The sequence below is a fragment of the Microbacterium aurantiacum genome (assembly GCF_021654035.1).
Taxonomy (GTDB): domain Bacteria; phylum Actinomycetota; class Actinomycetes; order Actinomycetales; family Microbacteriaceae; genus Microbacterium; species Microbacterium aurantiacum.
Map to the genome: position 1 here is coordinate 564,450 of NZ_JAJPDW010000002.1, position 21,694 is coordinate 586,143.

The following is a 21,694-nucleotide window of genomic DNA, read 5'->3' on the forward strand; positions in this document are numbered from 1 at the left end:
AGGACGGGACCGTTAGGCTCGAGCGATGGCTCTCTTCTCGCGCCGACCCAAAGACCCCACTCCCGACGACGACGCCGCCGTCCCGGCCGACGATGCCGTGACTGCGGACAGCGACGCGACCGGCGCGACGCCGTCCGGCGACGCCTCGGCGGAGGCACTCACGGCCGAGCCCGCGCCGTCGGTGTCGATCTCGATGACGTCGTTCGGGGGACTCGGCTCCGGCCCCGCGACTCCGCCGCCGGCAGCCCCTCCGGCCGCCCCCGAGGGAGCGACCAAGCGCGTGCTCGGGCCCGAGACGGCGCCCACCGAGGGCGTCGAATCCGTTCCCGGGCTGCGCGACAACATCCTCGTGCGCACGGCGCTGGCCGACCTCAGCACGCCCCCCGCAGCCACCGAGCTGCTGCAGGTCGCGCGTCAGCTGATGCAGGGGCACCTCTTCCTGCGCGTGAAGGGCGACGCGCGCGCCCTCCTGTCCGAGGGGCGCGAGATCCCGCTCGCCGTCGCGACCGTGGGGGAGCGCCGGTTCGTCATGGCCTACTCCTCGGGTGCCGCGCTGCAGGCCAGCATCCAGGCCGACGGCGACGCCGAGACATCGGCTCTCGCGCAGCCTTCGCTCAGCATCCTCCGGCACGTGCTCGCGCAGGGGTACGACGGTCTCATCGTCGACAACTACTCAGCGCCCGCCCGCGCCGTGATCCCCATCGAGCTCCTCACCAAGGCCCTTGAGACTCACGACGCGGATGCCGCGGTCAAGACGCTGCTGGCCGGTGCGCGCACCGACCAGACGCCGTCCGCCGTCGCCGACGCGCTCACCCGCGCACCGCTGTGGGTTGCGGTCGGCCAGACCCCGGACGGACGCCCCGGCCTCGCGGAGGCGCGATCGGCCGAGGGCGAGCGGTTCCTCGAGCTCTTCTCGCACCCGCTCGAGCTCGCCGTGCTGCAGCGCAAGGACCGTGCGGCCCCCGTCACGGGCGCGCAGCTCGCCGCGGCCCTCCGCCGCGACACCCAGCTCGCCGGCGTCGTGATCGACCCGGCCGGCCCGTGGATCCGACTGCGACGCGACGACCTCGCCCCGGTGCTCGCGCTTCCGGACGAGACGCCCGCTCCCGGCTCGGCTGCGCCCGCCCCCGACGCCGGCTGAGGTGACGGCTCGGGCGCACCGCGTGGTCGATTCCGCGACGGGGCTGTGCTCGGCATCCGCACGTCCTAGGGTCGGACCATGGCGTCCGAGCGCATCACCCTGACCGTTGCGGGACCCCACGGCGACCGTGAGGTGGGACTCTCGAGCCCGAACCGCGTGCTGTGGCCCGCGCTCGGGATCACCAAACGCGAGCTGGCGGAGTACATCGTCGCTGTGCAGGGGCCGTTCCTCGCGGCGAACGGCGATCGGCCGGTGTCCCTCGAGCGCTTCCCGGAGGGGATCGAGGGGGAGCGCTTCTACTCGAAGAATCCGCCGAAAGGCGCGCCGTCGTTCGTCGAGACGGTGACCGTGACCTACAACAGCGGGCGCCGGCACCCGCAGCTGGTCCTCACCGAGGCGGCCGCGGCGGTGTGGGCGGTGCAGATGAACACCGTCGTCTTCCACCCCTGGGCCTCACGCGCCGCCGACACCGACGACCCGGTCGAGCTGCGCATCGACCTCGACCCGCAGCCGGGCACGGACTTCGCGGATGCCGCGCTGGTGGCGCCGGTGCTGCGCGACGTCCTCGCGGAGGCGGGGCTGACCGCGTTCGTGAAGACGAGCGGCAACCGGGGACTCCACGTGTTCTGTCCGATCGAGCCCACCCACGAGTTCCTCGAGGTCCGTCACGCGGTGATCGCCGCCGGACGCGAGGTCGAGCGACGGATGCCGGACCGCGTGACCACCGCGTGGTGGAAGGAGGAGCGGGGGGAGCGCGTCTTCATCGATTTCAACCAGGCCAACCGCGACCGCACGATGGCGGGTGCCTACAGTCCGCGGGCGCTGCCGGATGCGCGCGTGTCCACGCCGCTGGAGTGGGACGAGCTCGTCGACGTCGACCCCGCCGACTTCACCGTCCGCACGGTGCCGGGTCGCCTCGCCGAGCGCGGCGACCCGTGGGCGACGATGTTCGCGGCCCCCGGACGCATCGACACGCTCCTGGAGTGGTGGGAGCGCGACCTCGCCGAAGGCCTCGGGGAACTGCCGTTCCCGCCCGAGTTCCCGAAGATGCCGGGGGAGCCGCCGCGGGTCCAGCCCTCGCGCGCCCGCACCCCGGATGCGGAGTGAGCTGACGGGCGCTCGGTGCCGGATCGGTCTCAGACCAGGACGTCGGCGAGGTCGTAGGCGGCCACGCTCTCGAGCTGGTCGTAGGTGCACGAGCGGGGGTCGCGATCGGGTCGCCACCGGTCGAACTGCACCGTGTGCCGGAACCGCCGCCCCTCGAGCTGGTCGTACCGCACCTCGAGCACCCGCTCCGGGCGCAGGCGCACGAACGACACGTCCTTCGAGCCACTGAAACGGGAGCGGTCGGACTCGGCGGTCACCGCCGCGCCGTCGGCGTCTCGCTCGACCCACGGTTCGAGTTCGGTCGCGAGCTCGCGTCGGCGCCGGTCGGTGAACGCGGACGCGCCGCCGACCGAGACTAGCTCGCCCGCGTCGTCGTACAAACCGAGCAGGAGCGACCCGACGCCGGAGCCCGAGCGATGGATGCGGTAGCCGAGGAGGACGACGTCGGCGGTGCGGGCGTGCTTGACCTTGAACATCGCCCGCTTCCCGGGCGCATAGGCTGCGGCCAGGGGCTTCGCGATGACACCGTCGAGACCGGCGCCCTCGAACTCCGTCAGCCATCGCTCGGCGACGGACGGATCGTCGGTGGCGCGGGTGACGTGCACCGGGTGCGGGACATCCGCGAGCAGATCGACCAGCGCGGCACGACGCTCGGCGAACGGACGCCCCATCAGATCGGCATCCTCCCGGGCCAGCAGATCGAAGCCGATGAACATCGCCGGGGTCTCGGCGGAGAGCGTCGCGACCCGTGAGGCGGCGGGGTGGATGCGCTGGCTGAGCGCCTCCCAGTCCACACGCTGCGCTCCCGCGGGTCCGGTCGGCACCACGATCTCACCGTCGATGAGGCACGGCGCCGGGAGGAGCTCCCGGAACGCCGCGACGAGCTCGGGGAAGTACCGCGTCAAAGGCTTCGCGCCACGTGATCCGATCTCGACGTCCGTGCCGTCCCACGACACGAGGGCGCGGAAACCGTCCCACTTCGGTTCGAAGCTCAGCCCGCCGGGGGTCTTCGCCGGGTCCGGGACCGCCGGGACGGCCTTGGCGAGCATCGGCTGGGGGATGTCGTACGGCATCCCCTCATCCTGCCCGCGGTGTCGGTTGCCCGGTAGGGGGCTCGGCGGCCGGGTCGGTCAAGCGTCGACGGTCTTCTTCGGCCGCGCCCAGCGTGCCGGCGTGTTCGGGCCGTCCCACACCTGGATGACGCCCCACACCGCGGCGGTGATCGGCACGGCGAGGACCGCGCCGACGATGCCGCCGAGGACCGTGCCGATGGTCAGGGCGATCAGGACGACGAAGGCGTGCAATTTCATCGCCCGGCTCATCAGCACCGGCTGAAGGAGGTTCCCCTCGAGCTGGTTCACCAGCACGACCACGCCGACCACGAGGAGGGCAGTGACGAGGTCGTTGGCGACCAGAGCCACAAGCGCGGCGAGGGTGCCGGCGAGCGTCGCGCCGACGATCGGGATGAAGGCCAAAAGGAACACCAGGACGGCGAGCGGGACGGCCAGCGGCACCTGGAGGATGAGCAGACCGATCAGGATGCCGATCGAGTCGACCAGGGCGACCGTCGCCGTGCCGCGGACGTAGGAGCCGAGGACCGTGACCGTCTTGTCGCCGATGCGGCGGCCGCGGGCGTAGTGCTCGCCGCGGAACGGGCGGAGGAGGAACTCCCACAGCTGCGGGCCGTCCTTCAGGAAGAAGAAGAGGGTCACGACCATGAGGACGAGCCCCGTGACGAAGCTCGCGAGGGCACTCACGCCGGCGAGCGCGCCCGAGCCGAACTGCGCGCTCGTGACGAAGTCGACGAGCGTGTCCAACCACTCGTCGAGCTGCGCCTGCGTAGGTGCGAACGGCAGCTGCTGAGCCCAGTCGATGAGGGATCGGAGGCCGTCCTCCGCCTGCGCGTAGAGGTCGTCCCACTGGTCGCGGACCGCCCAGACGATGAGCCAGCCGACACCGGTGAGGAGGAGGACGATCGTCAGCAGCGCCAGGATCGTCGCGAGGAGCGACGGGACCCCCTTTGCCCGCATCCACCTCATCACCGGGGCGAACGCGCAGGCGAGGATGAGGGCGATCACCACGGGGATCGTCACCAGCGTGAGCTGTTGGATCGCGAAGATGATCCCCGCCGCGACGGCGACGACGAGGATGACCTGCAGCGCCCGGGTGGCGAGGATGCCGAAGCCGTCGGCCCATTGACGCAACGGCGGCTGCGACGCCTTCAGCTCGACGCCCTCGCTCTCGATGCGGACGGTCTTCGGCTCACCACGGAACAGGCCCATGGGTGCGAGAGTAGCCGTCGCGCGGACGTCGTCTCGACGGCTTGCCGCGCTCGACCCGCGGTGATAGTCCCGGTCGCGTCGGTCGCGTCGGGCCGCGGCATCCGTTCCGAGAGCCTCAGGCGAAGGCGCTCATCCCGGTGATGTCCCGCCCGATGAGGAGGGCCTGGATCGACTCGGTGCCCTCGTAGGTGTGGATCGCCTCGATGTCGGCCATGTGCGTCATCACGCCGTACTCGATGAGGATGCCGTTGCCGCCGAGCAGGTCGCGGGCGGTCTGCGCGATCCGCCGCGCGGCGCGGGTGTTGTGGTACTTCGCCAGCGACGCCTGAGTCGGGCGGAGTCCGCCCGACCGCTCGAGGTCGGCGAGGTGGCGGCAGTACAGCTGCATCGCGGTGAGCTCCTCGAGCATCTGCGCGAGCCGCTCCTGCACCATCTGGAACCGGGCGAGGGGCTTGCCGAACTGCGTGCGCTGCTGCGCGTACGACAGCGCCGCCTCGTAGCAGGCCGTCGCGTGACCGAGCGCCGACCACGCCACCCCCGAGCGGGTGGCGTACAGCACGCGCGAGGCGTCCTTGAAGCTCCGCGCGCCCGGGAGGACGGCGTCCGCGGGCAGGCGCACGCCGTCGAGGGTGATGAGGGCCTGATGGATGCCGCGCAGCGACGCCTTGCCGCCGATGACGGTGCCGGTGTACCCGGGCACCGACTGCTCGACGAGGAAGCAGCGGACGGCGTCGTGCTCGGGGGCATCGGGGTCGTCGACGCGCGCCCAGACGAAGGTGACGCCGCCGGACGCGCCGTTGCCGATCCACTTCTTCGCGCCGTCGAGCACCCACTCGTCGCCCTCGCGCCGCGCGGTGGTGGCAAGGCCCACCGAGTCGGAGCCGTGGTCCGGTTCGGTGAGGGCGAAGGCGCCGGGCACCTCGCCGCGGGCGAGGGGGGAGAGCCAGCGCGCCTGCTGCTCGGCGCTGCCGTAGGCCGCGAGGGTGCGGAGGGCGAGGCCGCCCTGGACGGCGACGACGGTTCCGAGCGAGCCGTCTCCGCGGGAGATCTCCATGTTCACCAGACCCGCGGCCAGCGGGGAGAAGAAGGTGAGGTCGGGGTGCTCGATGCCGTCGTTGAAGAGATCATGCGCGCCGAGGCTCATGGCGAGATCCAGCGGGTACTCCGCGGCATCCCAGGCGCGCTGCATCCGGTCGCCGAGGCCGTCGACGAAGGCCTTCGCGCGGTTCCACACCTCGCGGTCGGCCGCGGGGATGTCGGCGAACACGGCGTAGTAGTCGGTGTCCAGACGTTCGGCGAGGTCGTAACGGGGAACGCTCTGTCCGGGGCGGGGCTGGAATTCGTCGCTCATGCGGGGGACTCCTGGGGTCGGCGGGCGCTGGCTAGTCTAGTGGTACCGAGTCTCAGTGAGGTGTGGACTGAGTGCCGCGCTTTCGCGTGCACCGAGGTGGGCGCGTCCGGGGGCGGTGAAACCCCTGGGTGATATCGACGTTTCCGGCCCCGACACGCCGCGCGGGCGTCGGTTTCTCCCGCGTTCTTCACACGGAGGGCGGGTGCCCTGCGTCGCGCGCGGGCAGGCGGCCACGCCGAGGGAGCGGCGGGAAGGGAGTCAGCCGTCGAGGCGGGCGGCGAGGCGGCGCGCGATCTCGGCGCGCGGCATCGTGCGGGGGAACGCGGCGACGACCAGGTCGTCGGGGGCGGCCTCGGCGTCCGGGTGCACGCCGAACCGGCGGCGGGCGTCGTCGAGGGCACCGCGGAGGACGGATGCCGGCACACGCTTGGATCCGCGCAGCAGCTGCCGCAGCACGTGGTTGTGCACGGCGGTGACGACGGCGGAGAAGCCGACGGCATCCAGCGGGTCGAGCCCGGGGATCGCCGCGCGCAGGTACTCGTCGAACAGGCGCTCGTAGCGGAAGACCGTCACGATCTCGCGATCGCGGAGCGCCGGCACCCCGCGCACGACGGTGTACCGCCGACGCGCGAGCTCGGGGTCGGCGGCGAAGTGGGAGTAGACCAGGAGCGAGGCCTCGCACACCGCGTCCCACGGATCGTCGTGCGGTCCGGCGAGGAAATCGCGCACCTGCGCGAGCAGGAGTTCGTGGTCGGCGAAGACCACGTCGTCCTTCCCGCCGAACTGGCGGAAGAAGGTCGATCGCGAGACACCGGCGGCCTGGGCGATCTGCTCCACGGAGGTCTGGTCGAAGCCCTGGCGTGCGAAGAGGTCCAGCGCGGCAGCCACGACATCGTGACTCGCGCCACCCGCCGGTGGCATCTCGATCATGCAGTGAGCATAGCGCCGGGGCCGCCGTCCGCCCGATCCCGGCGGGACGGACCCGTCTGCGCGCGGTAGTAGGCTGGGAGACCTGTCGATCTCTCGACATCGAGATTCTTTCGGCGTCACCCACCCACATTCGCCCCACCGAAGGACTGCACTGTGGATCTGTACGAGTACCAGGCACGAGACCTCTTCGAGAAGTACGGGGTGCCGGTTCTTGCCGGCATCGTCGCGGACACCCCCGAGGAGGTGAAAGCGGCCGCCGAGAAGCTCGGTGGCGTCGTCGTCGTCAAGGCCCAGGTCAAGACCGGCGGTCGTGGCAAGGCCGGCGGCGTCAAGGTCGCCAAGACCCCCGACGAGGCCTACGAGGCCGCGAAGGCGATCCTCGGCCTCGACATCAAGGGCCACATCGTCAAGCGCGTGATGGTCGCCGCGGGCGCACGCATCGAGGAGGAGTACTACTTCTCCGTACTGCTCGACCGCGCCAACCGCTCCTACCTCGCGCTCGCGAGCGTCGAGGGCGGCATGGAGATCGAGCAGCTCGCGGTCGAGAAGCCCGAGGCGCTCGCGCGTGTCGAGGTCGACCCGCTCACCGGCATCGACCAGGCCAAGGCCCTCGAGATCGCCCGCGCCGCGCGGTTCAGCGACGAGCTGGCTCCGAAGGTCGCCGACGTCTTCGTCAAGCTCTACGAGGTCTACACCGGCGAGGGCGCGACCCTCGTCGAGGTGAACCCGCTCATCCTCGACGGCGACGGCAACATCGTCGCCCTCGACGGCAAGGTCACCCTCGACGAGAACGCCTCGGAGGTCCGTCACCCCGAGCACGAAGAGCTCGAAGACAAGGATGCCGCCGACCCGCTCGAGGCGAAGGCGAAGGCCTCCGGTCTCAACTACGTCAAGCTTGACGGCGAGGTCGGCATCATCGGCAACGGCGCGGGCCTGGTCATGTCCACGCTCGACGTCGTCGCCTACGCCGGCGAGAACCACAACGGCGTCAAGCCGGCGAACTTCCTCGACATCGGCGGCGGCGCCTCGGCGACGGTCATGGCCGCGGGCCTGGACGTCATCCTCGGCGACCCGCAGGTCAAGAGCGTCTTCGTCAACGTCTTCGGCGGCATCACCTCCTGCGTCGCGGTCGCCGAAGGCATCGTGAAGGCCCTCGAGATCCTCGGCGACACCGCCACCAAGCCGATCGTCGTCCGCCTCGACGGCAACCAGGTCGAGGAGGGCCGCGAGATCCTCGCCGGCGCCAACCACCCCCTGGTCACCCTCGCCGCCGGTATGGACGAGGGCGCCGACAAGGCCGCCGAGCTGGCCGCCGCCTGAGCGTCACCACGAAAAGGACCAGAACATGTCGATCTACCTCACCAAGGACTCCAAGGTCATCGTTCAGGGCATCACCGGCGGTGAAGGCACCAAGCACACCGCGCTGATGCTCAAGGCCGGCACGAACGTCGTCGGCGGTGTCAACGCCCGCAAGGCCGGCACCACCGTCTCGCACGTCGACGCCGCCGGGAACACCGTCGAGCTCCCCGTCTTCGCCTCCGTCGCCGAGGCGATGGAGAAGACCGGAGCCGACGTCTCGATCGCGTTCGTGCCCCCGGCCTTCACGAAAGACGCGATGATCGAGGCCATCGACGCCGAGATCCCGCTCCTCGTGGTCATCACCGAGGGCGTGCCTGTCGGCGACACTGCTGAGGCCTGGGCGTACACGAAGAGCAAGGGCGAGAAGACCCGCATCATCGGGCCCAACTGCCCGGGCATCATCACGCCCGGCGAGGCGCTCGTGGGCATCACCCCCGCCAACATCACCGGCAAGGGCCCGATCGGCCTGGTGTCGAAGTCCGGCACGCTGACCTACCAGATGATGTTCGAGCTGCGCGATCTCGGGTTCTCCACCGCGATCGGCATCGGCGGCGACCCGATCATCGGCACCACGCACATCGACGCGCTCGCGGCGTTCGAGGCCGACCCCGAGACCAAGGCCATCGTCATGATCGGCGAGATCGGCGGCGACGCCGAGGAGCGCGCGGCCGAGTTCATCAAGGCCAACGTCACCAAGCCGGTCGTCGGCTACGTCGCGGGCTTCACCGCCCCCGAGGGCAAGACCATGGGCCACGCCGGCGCCATCGTGTCGGGCTCGGCGGGCACCGCCCAGGCGAAGAAGGAGGCCCTCGAGGCCGCCGGTGTCAAGGTCGGGAAGACCCCGTCCGAGACCGCGTCGCTCATGCGGGAGATCATCGAATCCCTCTGATCCGCGTACCCCGCGGACACCGCGCGAACGCCCCGTTCGGCTCCGGCCGGCGGGGCGTTCGCCGATCCGCCGCGGCATCCGCGCGGGTAACGTGGGGACCATGCCGCTGACCGGAGAATACAAGCCGTCCACGTCCGAATGGGCCCGCACACAGGCCGAGCGCTATGAGGCCTCCGGCGGCACCGAGGACAACCTCCTGCGGGGCGTCCCCATCATCGTCCTGACGACGGTCGGGGCGAAATCCGGCGGGCTCCGCAAGACCGCGCTCATGCGTGTCGAGCACGAGGGGCGCTACCTCGTCGTCGCCTCCAAGGGCGGCGCACCCGAACACCCCGCGTGGTACCACAACGTCGTGAAGAACCCGCACGTCGAGCTGCAGGACGGGGCCGACAAACGCGACTACCTCGCCCGTGAGCTCGACGGTGCCGAGCGCGACGAGTGGTGGCAGTGCGCGACCGCCGTGTGGCCGGACTACGACGCCTACCAGGAGCGCACCGAGCGCCGCATCCCGATCTTCCTCCTGGAACCCTTCACGGACTGATCACGGTCCGCCCGGGATCGGTCCGGGCGTCCGCGTCACCCCCTACACTTCCCCCCATGGGCGGAGGCGCGAAGGCAGCGACGACGGATGCCGCGCCCGCCGCCACCGGCCCGGAGAGGCCCCTCCGTCCGTCGCCCGGGTGGGCGATGGGTGCGGCGATCGTCGGTGCCCTGCTGGTGGCCGCGGTCGTTGCCGTGGGGGCGCTCATCGCCGTGCCGCCCTCCGTGGCCAACCTCGCCAGCTCCACCGCGGACGGGGTCGCCGCCGAGCCGCTGGGCGCGGGCGCGGACGCCGGGGCCGCGGTCATCGTTCCGGCCGGCTGGATCGTCGTGCGCGAGAGCGAGGAGGAGATCCTCGTCCGCACGCCCGACGCCGCCCTCGAGGCGCGTGTGCGCACGGCATCCGTCCCGGCGGAGGAGGCGCTCGCCGCCGCGGTGCCCGGCATCGCCGACGAGATCGGGGCGGCACCGGGCGCGGAGCGACGCGAAACCCTCGCCTCGGGGACCTTCGCGGTCCACGTCGACGTCGACCCGTCCGTCACCGTAGCGGCCGTCGCGGAGTCCGCCGAGGCGCGCGGAAGCGTCGTGGTCGAGACCCGCATCCGCGACGATGTCGATCCTGCGCGCTACCGCGCGGCACTCGCCCAGCTCCTCGACGGGGTGCGCCCGTGACGCGCCCCGCCGGACGCGGAGTGCTCGCCCTCACGGTCGCGGCGCTTCTCCTCGCGGGGTGCGCCCCGGTCGGCGACCCCCGATGGACGCCCCCGGACTGGAGCGCGGCGACGGTCCGGGTCGTCGCCGAGCCCGACGTCGTGGACGTCGACACGACCGCGGTGGCGGCATCCCTCACGGCCCAGCGCATCCGCAACGACGCCGTCGGCATCCAGGCGCGCTGGTCCCAGCTCCCCGGCCGGGGCGCCGTCGTCGACCGCTTCAACGATGCCGTCGAGGCGATCGTCCGCGACGCGGTGGCCGCGCAGAGCGCGACGGCCGGAGTCGCCTACCGGCCCGCCGCGCACCCCGAAGGGGCCGGGCTGGAAGACCGCACGTGCGTCGCCGGATCCACCACGCGCACGGCAGCCGAGATCCTCGCCGACCCCGCGTTCGGCCCGGACGGCGGATCGGGGACGGCCGTCGTCTGCGACGTCGTCGTGGCCGCGGGGTCGATCTTCGCGCAGCGGATGCGGGTCGTCTCGGGTACCGCGGATGCGGTCGCCGCCGACCGCATCGAAATCCTCTACGTCGACACCGTGACGGGGGAGGTGTCGCCCGCGTCCGGACTCTGGCAGGACGACGCGCTCGATGCGCTCGGTGCCGACATCGTCGACGCGCTGCGGCGCGATGCCGGGGCCCTGAGCCTCGCGGCGGCGACGTTCGAGGGCGATGAGCAGCGAGAGGTGCTGCGCACGGCCCTCGCGACGACCGTTCCGGGGCCGGACGGCGGGCTCGCGTTCACGATCCCCGCGGGCTTCCGCGCTCCCGAACTCGCCTCGCTCGGCGCGGCGGAGACCTCCGAGCCGCTCACCGTCGCCGTTCCCGCCGACCGCGCCGCCGCGCTCGTGACCCCGCTCGGGTCCGCCGTGCTCGCCGCGGTCGGTCAGCCGTACTCCGGCCCTCCCGCGGTTCCCGCCGGGTTCGACCGCCTCGACTGCGCCCTCGTCCCGTGCGTCGCCCTCACCTACGACGACGGGCCGACCGTGCATACGCCGCGACTGCTCGACGAGCTCGCCGAGCTCCGCGCGAGCGCGACGCTCTACGTCCTCGGTCAGTACGCGGCGGGTGCCCCGGACACGGTGCGCCGCGCCGCCGTCGAGGGCCACGAGATCGGCAACCACACCTGGAACCACCCGTCGCTGCCCTCGCTCACGGCGGAACAGGTCCGCGACCAGCTGGGGCGGACGACGACGCTCCTCCGCTCGCTCTCGGGTCAGCCGGTGGCGACCTTCCGTCCGCCCTACGGCGAGTTCACCGCGGAGGTGCTCGCGGCCGCGGGGGAGCCGGCGATGATCTGGACCGTCGACACGCGCGACTGGGCGGGGCCGGCGGAGTCCGAGATCATCGCGCGGTCGGTGGAGGGGGCGACGGTCGGCGGGATCATCCTCCTGCACGACACCCAGGAGCGGTCCGTGTCGGCGACGCCCGCCATCGTCTCCGGCCTCCGCGACCGCGGCTTCTCCACCGCGACGATCACCCAGCTCTTCGACGGCGACCTCCCGGCATCCGGAGCGTGGCGCGCCGCACCGTGAGCGGCACGCCCGTGGGTAGGGTCGATCGGGCATGTATCGCCTCACCATCGTCCTCCTCGCCGCCTTCGACGCCGTCATCGCCGCCGTCGTGGGCCTTGCCGCATCCCTCGCCCCGTTGACCCTTCTGTGGGTGTTCGGCTTCGACGGCCTTCCCGACCTCGGGACGCTGTGGCCCGCCGCGGGGACGGTGTGGCAGCTGGGGCACCTCGTTCCGCTGGCGATCACCCTGCCGCCGGAGTACGTCGCGGCGATCGGCGTCGACCCCGCCGCGGCATCCTTCCCGCTCTCGCTCGCCCCGCTCGCCTTCGCGGGGTTCACCGCGGTATTCGCGGCACGATCCGGGCGCCGGGCCGCCGACGCCGGCTCGGGGCTGGTCGGTGCGAGCGCCGGCAGCGTCGTGTTCGCCGCCATCGCGACCCTCGTGGCCCTGAGCGCCCGCACCGACGTCGCGGTGGCCGACCCCGCGCTCGCGATCGTCCTGCCCGCGCTCGTCTTCGCCGTTCCCGCCGTCGTCGCGGCGATCGTGGCGCAGTGGGACGACGCGGATGCCGGTCCCGTCGCCGTCGTCCGCGACCGCCTCGAGCGTGCTCGCGCGGAAGAGGCGGTGCGCGCGACCGCCGCCGGTCTCGCCGTCATCGCGGCCGGTGTCGTCGGGCTCGGCGGTCTCGTGGTCGTCGCCGCCGTCATCGCCGGGATGGGGGAGGTCATCTCGCTCACCCAGGCCGCCGGCGTCGATCTGGTCGGATCGCTGGTGCTCGCCCTCGGGTCCTTCCTCTACCTCCCCACGCTCTGGGGCTGGGGGGTCGCCTTCGCCGCGGGCCCGGGCTTCACGCTGGGGGAGGGGACGGCGATCGCACCGGGCGGAACGGATGCCGGAATCGTGCCGGGCATCCCGATCCTCGGGCTGCTCCCCTCGGGCACGTCGCCGTGGCTGCTCCTCCTCGGTCTCCTCCCCGTGGGGGTCGGCGCCCTCGCGGGGCTCATCGTGCGCCGCCGTCTGCGCGACGGCGCGGTGGAGGACGCCCCCGTCGCCACCCGCGCGATCGTCGCCGGGGTGCTCGGTCTCCTCGCCGCCGGCATCGGCGCTCTCCTCGCCGTCGTCACCTCCGGCGGCATCGGCCCGGGCCGTTTCGAGCGGGTGGGACCGGAACCGGGACCCCTCGCCCTCGTCCTCGGACTCGAAGTGGTCGTCGGCGCGGCGATCCTCCTGCTCTCCCCGCGCGGGCTCGACGGCGACGAGACGGACGAGGCGTACCGTGACGAGGATCGCGGCGCGTTCGACCGTGCGCCCGCCTCCGTGGTGTTCGCCGACCCCGCGCCCGATCCCGCGGACGACGTCACGGAGGATCTCTCCGATCTCCGCGGATCCGGCGGCGAGGACCCTCCCCGCTAGACTTGCCCGGTGCTCACCGTCGCCGTCCTCATCTCGGGCGCCGGGTCGAATCTGCGGGCTCTGCTGGAAGCGGCGGCCGAACCGGATTTCCCCGCGCGCGTGATCGTCGTCGGCGCCGACCGCGAGGCCGACGGCTTCGGGCACGCCGAGTACTTCGGCATCCCGACCTTCCTCGTCCCGTTCGAGCAGTTCGACTCCCGCGAGGCGTGGGGCGCCGAGCTCGGCGCGCAGCTCGCGGTCTGGCAGCCGGATCTCGTCGTGCTCAGCGGGCTGATGCGGCTCCTCCCCGCTGACCTCGTCGCCGCGTGGAGTCCGCGGATCATCAACACCCACCCGGCCTATCTGCCGGAGTTCCCCGGCGCCCACGGCGTGCGCGACGCCCTGGCCGCGGGCGTCGATCAGACCGGCGCGAGCGTCATCCTCGTCGACGCCGGTGTCGACTCCGGGCCGATCCTCGCGCAGGAGCGCGTCCCGGTACTCCCGGGTGACGACGAGCACGCCCTCCACGACCGCATCAAGCCCGTCGAACGCCGCCTTCTGATCGACGTGGTCCGCCGCGTCGCGACGGGCGACCTCGACCTCGCCGCCGCCGGCCGGGCGTCGGCATCCTGACCTCCCGTCCGATCCTCCGAGGAGACCGCCATGGCAGGCCCCACGCACGACCCCGCCCTCTACACCCCCCGCGACGTGGTCCCCATCCGTCGCGCGCTGCTGTCGGTGAGTGACAAGACCGATCTGCTCGTGCTCGCCGCGGCCCTCGCCGAAGCCGGCGTCGAGATCGTCTCGACCGGCTCGACGGCGGCGACGATCCGGGATGCCGGGCACGACGTCACCGACGTCTCGGCCGTCACGGGCTTCCCCGAGTCGCTCGACGGCCGCGTGAAGACCCTGCACCCCGGCGTCCACGCGGGCCTCCTCGCCGATCTCCGTCTGGACAACCATCGCGCACAGCTCGGCGAGCTCGGCATCCAGCCCTTCGAACTCGTCGTGGTGAACCTCTACCCGTTCGTCGAGACGGTGCGCTCGGGCGCCGAGGGCGACGCGGTCGTCGAGCAGATCGACATCGGGGGCCCCGCGATGGTGCGTGCGTCGGCGAAGAACTACGCCAACGTCGCGATCGCCGTCTCGCCCGAGAGCTACCCCGCGATCATCGACGCCGTCCGCGCGGGCGGTACGAACCTCGATCAGCGTCGCGACCTCGCCGCGCGCGCCTTCGCCCACACGAGCGAGTACGACCGCGCCGTGGCGACCTGGTTCGCGGAGGAGACGCTCGCCGGCGAAGGCCTGCCGAACCACCTGACGATCACCGCCGAGCGGCTGGAGACCCTGCGCTACGGCGAGAACTCGCACCAGCGCGCCGCGATCTACACCCGCGTCGGCGGGCACGGCATTGCGCAGGCGACGCAGCTCCAGGGCAAGGCGATGTCGTACAACAACTACGTCGACGCCGACGCCGCCCTCCGCGCGGCGTTCGACATGGTCAAGCCGGCCGTGGCGATCATCAAGCACGCGAACCCGTGCGGCATCGCCGTGACCGCGCCGAACGCTCTCGACCCGATCGCCTCCGCGCATCTGCGCGCGCACGAGTGCGACCCGGTCTCGGCCTTCGGCGGGGTGATCGCGGCCAACCGCACCGTGACGCTGAAGATGGCCGAGAACCTCCGCGACATCTTCACCGAGGTCATCGTCGCACCCGACTTCGAGCCGGAGGCCCTGGAGGTCTTCCGCCTCAAGCAGAACCTGCGCGTCCTGCAGCTGCCGGCGGACTGGCAGCAGGAGCGCATGGACGTCCGGCTCGTCTCGGGCGGCCTCCTGCTGCAGGACGCCGACCGTTTCCCCGACGACATCGAGTCGGTCGCGGAGAACTGGGAGCTGGTCTCCGGCGAGCGCCCCGACGCCGAGGAGATGACGAACCTCATCTTCGCCTGGAAGGCCTGCCGCGCGGTGAAGTCCAACGCGATCGTCCTGGCGAAGCACTCCGCCACCGTGGGCATCGGCATGGGCCAGGTGAACCGGGTGGACTCGTGCCGCCTCGCCGTCGAGCGCGCCGGTGATCGTGTGCGGGGCGCGGTCGCGGCATCCGATGCCTTCTTCCCGTTCGCCGACGGACCGCAGGTGCTGCTGGATGCCGGGGTGTCGGCGATCGTGCAGCCCGGCGGATCGGTGCGCGACGCCGAGGTCATCGAGGCGGCTCGCCAGGCCGGCGTGACGATGTTCTTCACCGGGGAGCGCCACTTCTTCCACTGACCCCCGAGGCGGCGGTCACCGTCGTGTCCGATTTCCGCCAGCCGGTGTCGGCGGGGCGTGTCAGGCTGGGGGAGTGCACCCCGGAATGACCTTCGACGAGCGGTACCGCGCGATCCACGCGCGCGACCGCCGCTTCGACGGGCAGTTCGTCACCGCGGTGCGCACGACCGGCATCTACTGTCGGCCGAGCTGCCCCGCCCGCACGCCCCGCGCCGACAACGTGACGTTCTATCCGACGTCGGCCGCCGCGCACGAGGCCGGGTACCGCGCCTGTAAGCGCTGCCTGCCCGAGGCGGCTCCCGGGTCTCCCGCGTGGGATCTCCGGTCGGATGCCGCGGCCCGCGCCATGCGACTGATCGCCGACGGGGTCGTCGACCGTGAGGGCGTCCCGGGTCTCGCGCGGCGCCTCGGGTACTCGCCGCGGCATCTGACCCGACTCCTCACGAGCGAGCTCGGCGCCGGTCCCCTCGCCCTGGCCCGCGCGCAGCGGGCGCACACCGCACGCACGCTCCTCGTCGGCACGGAGCTCTCGGCCGCGGAGGTGGCCTTCTCGGCCGGGTTCTCCAGCATCCGGCAGTTCACCGAGACCATCGGCGAGGTGTTCGGGATGCCGCCCACCGAGCTGCGCGCGCGGCGTCCGCGTGCGGCGACCGAGGCGCCGGTCGCGGGCACGATCGATCTGACGCTGCCGCGGCGCGACCCCGTCGACACCGCCGGGCTCTTCGGGTGGATGCGTGCGCACGCCGTCCCGGGGGTCGAGCACGGCGATACGACGAGCTTCTCGCGCACGGTGCGACTCGCGGGCGGGCCAGCCTGGTTCCAGGTGCACGAGACCGCCGACGGCCGACTCCGCCTTCGGGCGCGACCCGCGGTGCTCGCCGACCTCGCGCCGCTCCTGGCGCGGGTGCGGCGGCTGTTCGACCTGGACGCCGATCCGCTCGCCGTCGACGAGGCTCTTGCGCGCCATCCGGAGCTCGCACCCGCGGTGGCCGAGATCCCCGGCGTCCGCGTCCCCGGCGCGATCGACGCTCCCGAGATGCTCCTCCGGGCGATGATCGGCCAGCAGATCAGCGTCGCCTCCGCCCGCACCCTCCAGGGGCGGCTCGCGGCGGCGCTCGGCGATCGGATCGAGACGGGGGAGGAGGCGTCGATCCTCTTCCCCGACCCGGCGGTGATCGCCGATCGCGGCGCCGAGGTCCTGCGCGGCCCCGGTGCCCGCATCCGGGCGATCATCGACACCGCCGCGGCGCTCGCCGACGGCACCCTCGCGCTCGGTCCCGGCGACGACCCTGTCGAGCAGCGCGCGCGGCTCCTCGCCCTCCGCGGCGTCGGTCCATGGACCGCGGACTACGTCCGTATGCGGGTCCTCGGTGACCCCGACGTGCTGCTGCCCGGCGACGTCGCCGCCCGCACCGGCGCCGGGCACCTCGGGCTCCCCTCCGATCCGGCGGGGTTCACCGCGTGGGCCGGGCGCACCGCCCCCTGGCGCAGCTACGCGATGGCCCACTTCTGGTACGCCGCGCCCGTGACGCGCTCCTGGCGCGCGCCCGTCCCCGTCCCGCCCGCCGGCGCCGCCGCACCCGCCGCCGCACCCGCCCGCGTCGCGACCGCCGATCCCGTCCCCCAAGGAGCACCCGCATGACCTCCGCCCTGTTCCAGGTCGTCGACACCGCCGACGGCCCGTTCGCCCTCCTCGCGGACGCCGTCGACGGGGCCGTCCTCGCCTCCGGGTGGACCGACGACCGCGAGGCCCTCGTCGCGCGCCTGTCGCCGGCTCACCGTCCGGTCGCGATCCACGACGGTGTGACGGATGCCGCGACCGCCGTCGCCGACTACTACGCCGGCGACCTCCGCGCGATCGACGGGGTGGCCGTCCGCGCGTGGGGGACGCCGCTCCAGCGGTCCGGGTGGGACGCCCTCCGCCGCATCGATCCCGGCGCTCCTCTGACCTACACCGGACTCGCGGCGGCCCTCGGCGCCCCGCGGGCGGTGCGGGCGGCGGCCTCCATCTGCGCGCGGAACGCCCCGGCGCTCTTCGTGCCGTGCCACCGGGTGCTCCGCGCCGACGGGTCCCTCGGCGGCTTCGCATGGGGCGTCGCGGTGAAGCAGAGCCTCCTCGCGCGTGAGAAAGCGCTTGCGCAGACTGTCGCCGCGGGCGTACGGTAGAAGGCTGTCGCGTCCGCTCCGGGCGCGCTCGGGCTCTGCCCGTTCACCTGAGGAGGACGCCATGATCCAGGCCGCCGACGTCGCGAAGACCGCCGTCCTCCTCCCCGCGGGTGCCCCCGCGTACGGACCGGGCTCCGGCCGCTAGGCCCCCCCGGCTCTCCCGCCCGCGGGCATAACCCGCTCACTTCGGCGTTCTCCTCTGGGGGACTCCGCTCCCGCGCTCGCCCGCGCCCACCTCGCCCGATCCGGGCCCGCTCCACCTCCCCACAAGGATCATGACCGCTACCGCCAGCCCGAAACGGCCGACCGTCTCCACTCCGCGCGCGCTCGCGCGCCTCCTCCCCTTTGCACGACCGGTGCTGCCGCGCCTCGCCCTCGGCGCCGCCAGCGCGTTGGTCGCGAGCCTGCTGGCCCTGGCGATCCCGCTCGTCCTCGAGCAGGTGGTCGCGGGTCCGCTCGCCTCCGGCGACATAGCCCTGATCGCGTGGGGCGCCGCGGCGATCCTCGGTCTCGGCCTGACCGAGGCGCTCATGGTGTGGCTGCGCCGATGGTTCGTCCTCGGCCCGTCGACGAAGGTCGAGTACGGGCTGCGCACGAGCTTCTACGCCCGCCTCCAGCGCCTCCCCGTCTCGTTCCACGACCGCTGGCAGTCCGGCCAGCTCCTCAGCCGCATGATGCAGGACATCAGCATGCTGCGGCGCTGGATGGCGTTCGGTGTCGTGCTCCTGGTCGTGAACACTCTGACGATTCTCGTCGGCACCGCCCTGCTCTTCCGCTGGCACTGGGCGCTCGGCACGCTCTTCCTCCTCGTCTCGGCACCGCTGTGGTACGCCGGCTACCGCTTCGAGAAGACCTACGGCACCCTCGCGCGGCAGAGCCAGGACCAGGCCGGCGACCTCGCCACGAGCGTCGAGGAGAGCGTCCACGGCATCCGTGTCCTGAAGGCGTTCGGGCGCGGCACGCACGCCCTCCGCAAGTTCGCTCGCCAGGCCGAGACCCTCCGCGAGACCGAGCTCGACAAGGCCCGGGCCGTCGGGTGGATCTGGTTCTGGCTGGTGCTCCTTCCCGACATCGCCTTCGCCCTGTGCCTCGGACTCGGCATCTTCCTCGTCCAGCTCGGTCAGCTGGAGACGGCCGAGCTCGTGGCGTTCTTCGCCATGGCCGTGGTCCTCCGCTGGCCGATGGAGTCGATCGGGTTCCTCTTCTCCTTCACCCTCGATGCGCGCACGGCCACCGACCGCATCTTCGAGGTCTTCGACGAGGAGAACACCATCACCGACCCCGCCGCGCCGGCGACCCTCGCCGCCCCGCGCGGAGAGCTCGCGTTCGAGGGCGTCCACTTCCGGTATCAGGATGCCGCGCCGCACGAGCGCGACCTCCTCGACGGCATCGACCTGCAGCTACGGCCGGGGGAGACGATGGCTCTCGTCGGCCTCACCGGGTCGGGGAAGACGACGCTGACGACGCTGCCCACCCGCCTCTACGACGTCACCGGTGGGCGCGTGACGCTCGACGGCGTCGACATCCGCGACCTGTCGCTGCGCGAACTCCGCACCCACATCGGGATGGCGTTCGAGGACGCGACGCTGTTCTCGCAGACCGTGCGCGAGAACGTCCTCCTCGGCCGTGAGGACCTCGATCCGGCCTCGCCCGAGGGGGAGGCGATCATGCGGGAGGCGCTCGCCGTCGCGCAGGCGCACTTCGTCGACGACCTCCCCGACGGCGTCGACACCGTCATCGGTGAGGAGGGACTCTCCCTCTCCGGAGGGCAGCGTCAGCGCCTCGCGCTCGCGCGTGCGGTCGCGGCGCGCCCCGCCGTCCTGGTCCTCGACGACCCGCTGTCCGCGCTCGACGTCGACACCGAGAAGCTGGTCGAGGACGCGCTCCGCGAGGTCCTCCACTCCACTACAGCACTCGTGGTCGCCCACCGCCCGTCGACGGTGACCCTCGCCGACCGGGTGGCGCTGCTCGAAGCCGGTCGCGTCACCGCCGTCGGCGCCCACTCGGAGCTCCTCCGCGAGAGCGAGCACTACCGGCACGTCATCTCCAGCCTCGAGGAGGCGAACCCGTGACCCCCACCACCGTCTCCGGCACGAGCGGCGAGGACCGCTCGGACTACACCCGCGAGGAGAGCCGGGCGATCCGGCGGCGCTCGCTGCGGCTCCTCGGCTCGCTCATCTCGCCCGTGCGGGGCCAGCTGATCCTCGCCGGCATCGTGCTCGTCGTCTCCACGGCCCTCCGGGTGATCGGCCCCGCCCTCATCGCGTTCGGCATCGACAGCGCTCTCCCGGCGGTCCTCGACGAGATGGACTGGATGCCGACGATCGGCGTCGTCGGGCTCTACCTCCTCACCGCTGTCAGCGGCGCCGCCCTCATCGGGTGGTACGTCGTCGTCGCGGCCCGCCTCACGCAGGCGATCATGCTGGACCTCCGCAAGCGCATCTTCCTGCACACTCAACGGCTCAGTCTGGAGTTCCACGAGTCGTACACGTCGGGCCGGATCATCTCGCGGCAGACCAGCGACCTCGACACCATCCGCGAGCTCCTCGACGGGGGCCTCAACGAACTCGTCTCCGGAGTGATGTTCGGCCTGTTCACCCTCGTCGCCCTCCTGCTGCTCGACTGGCAGTCGGGCGTGATCCTCGCCGTCATGGGCATCCCGCTGTTCCTGTTGATGCGCTGGTTCTACCTGCGCTCGCAGCGGGTGTACCGCGAGTCGCGGGTGGTGAGCGCGTCGGTGATCGTCAAGTTCGTCGAGTCGATGACCGGCATCCGCGCCGTCAAGGCGTTCCGCAAGGAGCCCCGCAACGACGAGGAGTTCGGCGGTCTCGCCGAGCACTACCGCGACGTGAACATGCGCTCGATCCGCCTGTTCGGAACCTTCGAACCGGGACTCATGGCGATCGCCACCGTCTCGCTCGCCCTCATCGTGCTGTGGGGCGGCATCCGTGTCGCCGACGGCGCGATCGCGGTCGGCGTCCTCACGGCGGCCGTCCTGTACGTCCGGAACTTCTTCTCACCGCTGCAGGAGGTCGCGTTCTTCCTGAACTCGTACCAGTCGGCCACGGCGGCGCTCGAGAAGGTCTCCGGCGTCCTCGACGAGGAACCGACCGTTCCCGACCCGGACGAGCCGGTCGACCTGTGGGCCGCGCGCGGGCACGTGGAGTTCCGTGACGTCACCTTCGGGTACGCCGACGGGCCGACGATCCTGCCGCACTTCTCGCTCGACATCCCCGCGGGGCAGACCATCGCCCTGGTCGGGACGACCGGGGCGGGCAAATCGACGCTGGCCAAGCTCGTCTCCCGCTTCTACGACCCGAGCGTGGGCGCGGTCACCCTCGACGGCGTCGACCTTCGCCGACTGCATCCGAAGGACCTCCGCCGGGCGATCGTCATGGTCACGCAGGAGGCGTACCTCTTCAGCGGCACGGTCGCCGACAACATCGCGCTCGGCAAGCCCGACGCGACCCTCGAGGAGATCAAGGATGCCGCCCGCGCCGTCGGCGCGCACGCGTTCATCGAGGCGCTCCCCGACGGGTACGCCACCGACGTGAACAAGCGCGGCGGTCGCGTGTCGGCCGGTCAGCGGCAGCTGATCTCATTCGCGCGCGCGTTCCTCGCCGACCCCGCGGTGTTGATCCTCGACGAGGCGACGGCGTCGCTCGACATCCCCTCCGAGCGGCAGATCCAGCAGGCCCTGCAGACGCTGCTCGCCGACCGCACGGCGATCATCATCGCGCACCGGCTGTCCACCGTCGCGATCGCCGACCGGGTGCTCGTGATGGAGCACGGGCGCATCATCGAGGACGACGAGCCCCGCGCGCTCATCGAGGGATCGGGCAAGTTCGCCCAGCTCCATGCGGCGTGGCGGGAGTCGCTCGTCTGACTCTGCGCGCGCATCCCGTGCGCACGATCGCGGAGATGTGCACGATGACGGATGCCCCGTGGGCACCCCGTCCGCGATCGTGCGCATCTCCGCGATCCTGCTCGGGGCATCGGGAGCGAGCGTGACAGAAGCCGCCGTCTGATGACGGCGGCTTCTG

General features: G+C 72.3%; 18 protein-coding genes. 14 read left to right on the plus strand and 4 right to left on the minus strand.

Features of this window, described 5'->3' with window-relative positions:
• Positions 1 to 25 precede the first annotated feature (25 nt).
• Complete coding sequence (locus LTL01_RS08125) at positions 26 to 1,141, plus strand: SseB family protein (protein WP_236968142.1); 1,116 nt, start codon at positions 26 to 28, stop codon at positions 1,139 to 1,141.
• A 78-nt stretch (positions 1,142 to 1,219) separates the two neighbouring features.
• Positions 1,220 to 2,248, plus strand: a complete 1,029-nt coding sequence (gene ligD / locus LTL01_RS08130; RefSeq protein ID WP_236968143.1) for a non-homologous end-joining DNA ligase — start codon at positions 1,220 to 1,222, stop codon at positions 2,246 to 2,248.
• 29 nt (positions 2,249 to 2,277) lie between these two features.
• On the opposite strand, the gene LTL01_RS08135 is transcribed toward ligD, so the two are convergent.
• From LTL01_RS08135 to LTL01_RS08150, 4 genes are all read right to left on the minus strand, one after another.
• The gene (locus tag LTL01_RS08135; protein ID WP_236968144.1) at positions 2,278 to 3,321 is read right to left on the minus strand and encodes an ATP-dependent DNA ligase; all 1,044 of its coding nucleotides are present in this window, start codon (positions 3,319 to 3,321) and stop codon (positions 2,278 to 2,280) included.
• Positions 3,322 to 3,378: 57 nt separating this feature from the next.
• Positions 3,379 to 4,530: an AI-2E family transporter gene (locus tag LTL01_RS08140; protein ID WP_236968145.1), complete on the minus strand. Its 1,152-nt coding sequence runs from the start codon at positions 4,528 to 4,530 to the stop codon at positions 3,379 to 3,381.
• 115 nt (positions 4,531 to 4,645) lie between these two features.
• Positions 4,646 to 5,881 (minus strand): acyl-CoA dehydrogenase family protein, encoded by a 1,236-nt coding sequence (locus LTL01_RS08145; protein WP_236968146.1) that lies wholly within the window; start codon positions 5,879 to 5,881, stop codon positions 4,646 to 4,648.
• A 258-nt stretch (positions 5,882 to 6,139) separates the two neighbouring features.
• Complete coding sequence (locus tag LTL01_RS08150; RefSeq protein WP_053548489.1) at positions 6,140 to 6,811, minus strand: TetR family transcriptional regulator; 672 nt, start codon at positions 6,809 to 6,811, stop codon at positions 6,140 to 6,142.
• A 153-nt stretch (positions 6,812 to 6,964) separates the two neighbouring features.
• On the opposite strand from LTL01_RS08150, the gene sucC reads away from it, so the two are divergent.
• The 12 genes from sucC to LTL01_RS08210 all read left to right on the plus strand — a co-directional run bounded on the left by sucC (position 6,965) and on the right by LTL01_RS08210 (position 21,537).
• Positions 6,965 to 8,131, plus strand: a complete 1,167-nt coding sequence (gene sucC, locus LTL01_RS08155; RefSeq protein WP_053548488.1) for an ADP-forming succinate--CoA ligase subunit beta — start codon at positions 6,965 to 6,967, stop codon at positions 8,129 to 8,131.
• 25 nt (positions 8,132 to 8,156) lie between these two features.
• A complete protein-coding gene (gene sucD, locus LTL01_RS08160; RefSeq protein ID WP_236968147.1) occupies positions 8,157 to 9,059 on the plus strand; it encodes a succinate--CoA ligase subunit alpha in 903 nt (300 codons plus the stop codon).
• Between the two features lie 100 nt (positions 9,060 to 9,159).
• Positions 9,160 to 9,600, plus strand: coding sequence for a nitroreductase family deazaflavin-dependent oxidoreductase (locus tag LTL01_RS08165; RefSeq protein WP_236968148.1), 441 nt, complete (start codon positions 9,160 to 9,162; stop codon positions 9,598 to 9,600).
• A 56-nt stretch (positions 9,601 to 9,656) separates the two neighbouring features.
• Positions 9,657 to 10,271: a hypothetical protein gene (locus LTL01_RS08170; RefSeq protein ID WP_236968149.1), complete on the plus strand. Its 615-nt coding sequence runs from the start codon at positions 9,657 to 9,659 to the stop codon at positions 10,269 to 10,271.
• Positions 10,268 to 11,845 (plus strand): polysaccharide deacetylase family protein, encoded by a 1,578-nt coding sequence (locus tag LTL01_RS08175; RefSeq protein ID WP_236968150.1) that lies wholly within the window; start codon positions 10,268 to 10,270, stop codon positions 11,843 to 11,845. The genes LTL01_RS08170 and LTL01_RS08175 overlap by 4 nt, the downstream gene beginning before the upstream one ends.
• Before the next feature lie 31 nt (positions 11,846 to 11,876).
• Positions 11,877 to 13,238, plus strand: coding sequence for a cell division protein PerM (locus LTL01_RS08180; RefSeq protein WP_236968151.1), 1,362 nt, complete (start codon positions 11,877 to 11,879; stop codon positions 13,236 to 13,238).
• 9 nt (positions 13,239 to 13,247) lie between these two features.
• Positions 13,248 to 13,850, plus strand: coding sequence for a phosphoribosylglycinamide formyltransferase (purN, locus tag LTL01_RS08185; protein ID WP_236968152.1), 603 nt, complete (start codon positions 13,248 to 13,250; stop codon positions 13,848 to 13,850).
• Between the two features lie 30 nt (positions 13,851 to 13,880).
• Positions 13,881 to 15,485, plus strand: coding sequence for a bifunctional phosphoribosylaminoimidazolecarboxamide formyltransferase/IMP cyclohydrolase (gene purH / locus LTL01_RS08190; RefSeq protein WP_053548482.1), 1,605 nt, complete (start codon positions 13,881 to 13,883; stop codon positions 15,483 to 15,485).
• An 85-nt stretch (positions 15,486 to 15,570) separates the two neighbouring features.
• Positions 15,571 to 17,127: a DNA-3-methyladenine glycosylase 2 family protein gene (locus LTL01_RS08195; RefSeq protein ID WP_236968202.1), complete on the plus strand. Its 1,557-nt coding sequence runs from the start codon at positions 15,571 to 15,573 to the stop codon at positions 17,125 to 17,127.
• Positions 17,124 to 17,651 carry a methylated-DNA--[protein]-cysteine S-methyltransferase gene (locus LTL01_RS08200; protein ID WP_053548480.1) on the plus strand — a complete coding sequence of 176 codons (528 nt, stop codon included), beginning with the start codon at positions 17,124 to 17,126 and terminating at the stop codon, positions 17,649 to 17,651. The genes LTL01_RS08195 and LTL01_RS08200 overlap by 4 nt, the downstream gene beginning before the upstream one ends.
• 275 nt (positions 17,652 to 17,926) lie before the next feature.
• Positions 17,927 to 19,723, plus strand: a complete 1,797-nt coding sequence (locus LTL01_RS08205; protein ID WP_236968153.1) for an ABC transporter ATP-binding protein — start codon at positions 17,927 to 17,929, stop codon at positions 19,721 to 19,723.
• On the plus strand, positions 19,720 to 21,537 hold the full coding sequence (locus LTL01_RS08210; protein ID WP_236968154.1) for an ABC transporter ATP-binding protein: 1,818 nt from the start codon (positions 19,720 to 19,722) through the stop codon (positions 21,535 to 21,537). Before LTL01_RS08205 ends, LTL01_RS08210 begins: the two co-directional genes overlap by 4 nt.
• The last annotated feature ends 157 nt before the right edge of the window (positions 21,538 to 21,694 follow it).

Coding starts and splice junctions, on each gene's coding strand:
- LTL01_RS08125 (WP_236968142.1), top strand. CDS start 26: ATGGCTCTCTTCTCGCGCCGACCCAAAGACCCCACTCCCGACGACGAC.
- ligD (WP_236968143.1), top strand. CDS start 1,220: ATGGCGTCCGAGCGCATCACCCTGACCGTTGCGGGACCCCACGGCGAC.
- LTL01_RS08135 (WP_236968144.1), bottom strand. CDS start 3,321: ATGCCGTACGACATCCCCCAGCCGATGCTCGCCAAGGCCGTCCCGGCG.
- LTL01_RS08140 (WP_236968145.1), bottom strand. CDS start 4,530: ATGGGCCTGTTCCGTGGTGAGCCGAAGACCGTCCGCATCGAGAGCGAG.
- LTL01_RS08145 (WP_236968146.1), bottom strand. CDS start 5,881: ATGAGCGACGAATTCCAGCCCCGCCCCGGACAGAGCGTTCCCCGTTAC.
- LTL01_RS08150 (WP_053548489.1), bottom strand. CDS start 6,811: ATGATCGAGATGCCACCGGCGGGTGGCGCGAGTCACGATGTCGTGGCT.
- sucD (WP_236968147.1), top strand. CDS start 8,157: ATGTCGATCTACCTCACCAAGGACTCCAAGGTCATCGTTCAGGGCATC.
- LTL01_RS08165 (WP_236968148.1), top strand. CDS start 9,160: ATGCCGCTGACCGGAGAATACAAGCCGTCCACGTCCGAATGGGCCCGC.
- LTL01_RS08170 (WP_236968149.1), top strand. CDS start 9,657: ATGGGCGGAGGCGCGAAGGCAGCGACGACGGATGCCGCGCCCGCCGCC.
- LTL01_RS08180 (WP_236968151.1), top strand. CDS start 11,877: ATGTATCGCCTCACCATCGTCCTCCTCGCCGCCTTCGACGCCGTCATC.
- purH (WP_053548482.1), top strand. CDS start 13,881: ATGGCAGGCCCCACGCACGACCCCGCCCTCTACACCCCCCGCGACGTG.
- LTL01_RS08195 (WP_236968202.1), top strand. CDS start 15,571: ATGACCTTCGACGAGCGGTACCGCGCGATCCACGCGCGCGACCGCCGC.
- LTL01_RS08200 (WP_053548480.1), top strand. CDS start 17,124: ATGACCTCCGCCCTGTTCCAGGTCGTCGACACCGCCGACGGCCCGTTC.
- LTL01_RS08205 (WP_236968153.1), top strand. CDS start 17,927: ATGACCGCTACCGCCAGCCCGAAACGGCCGACCGTCTCCACTCCGCGC.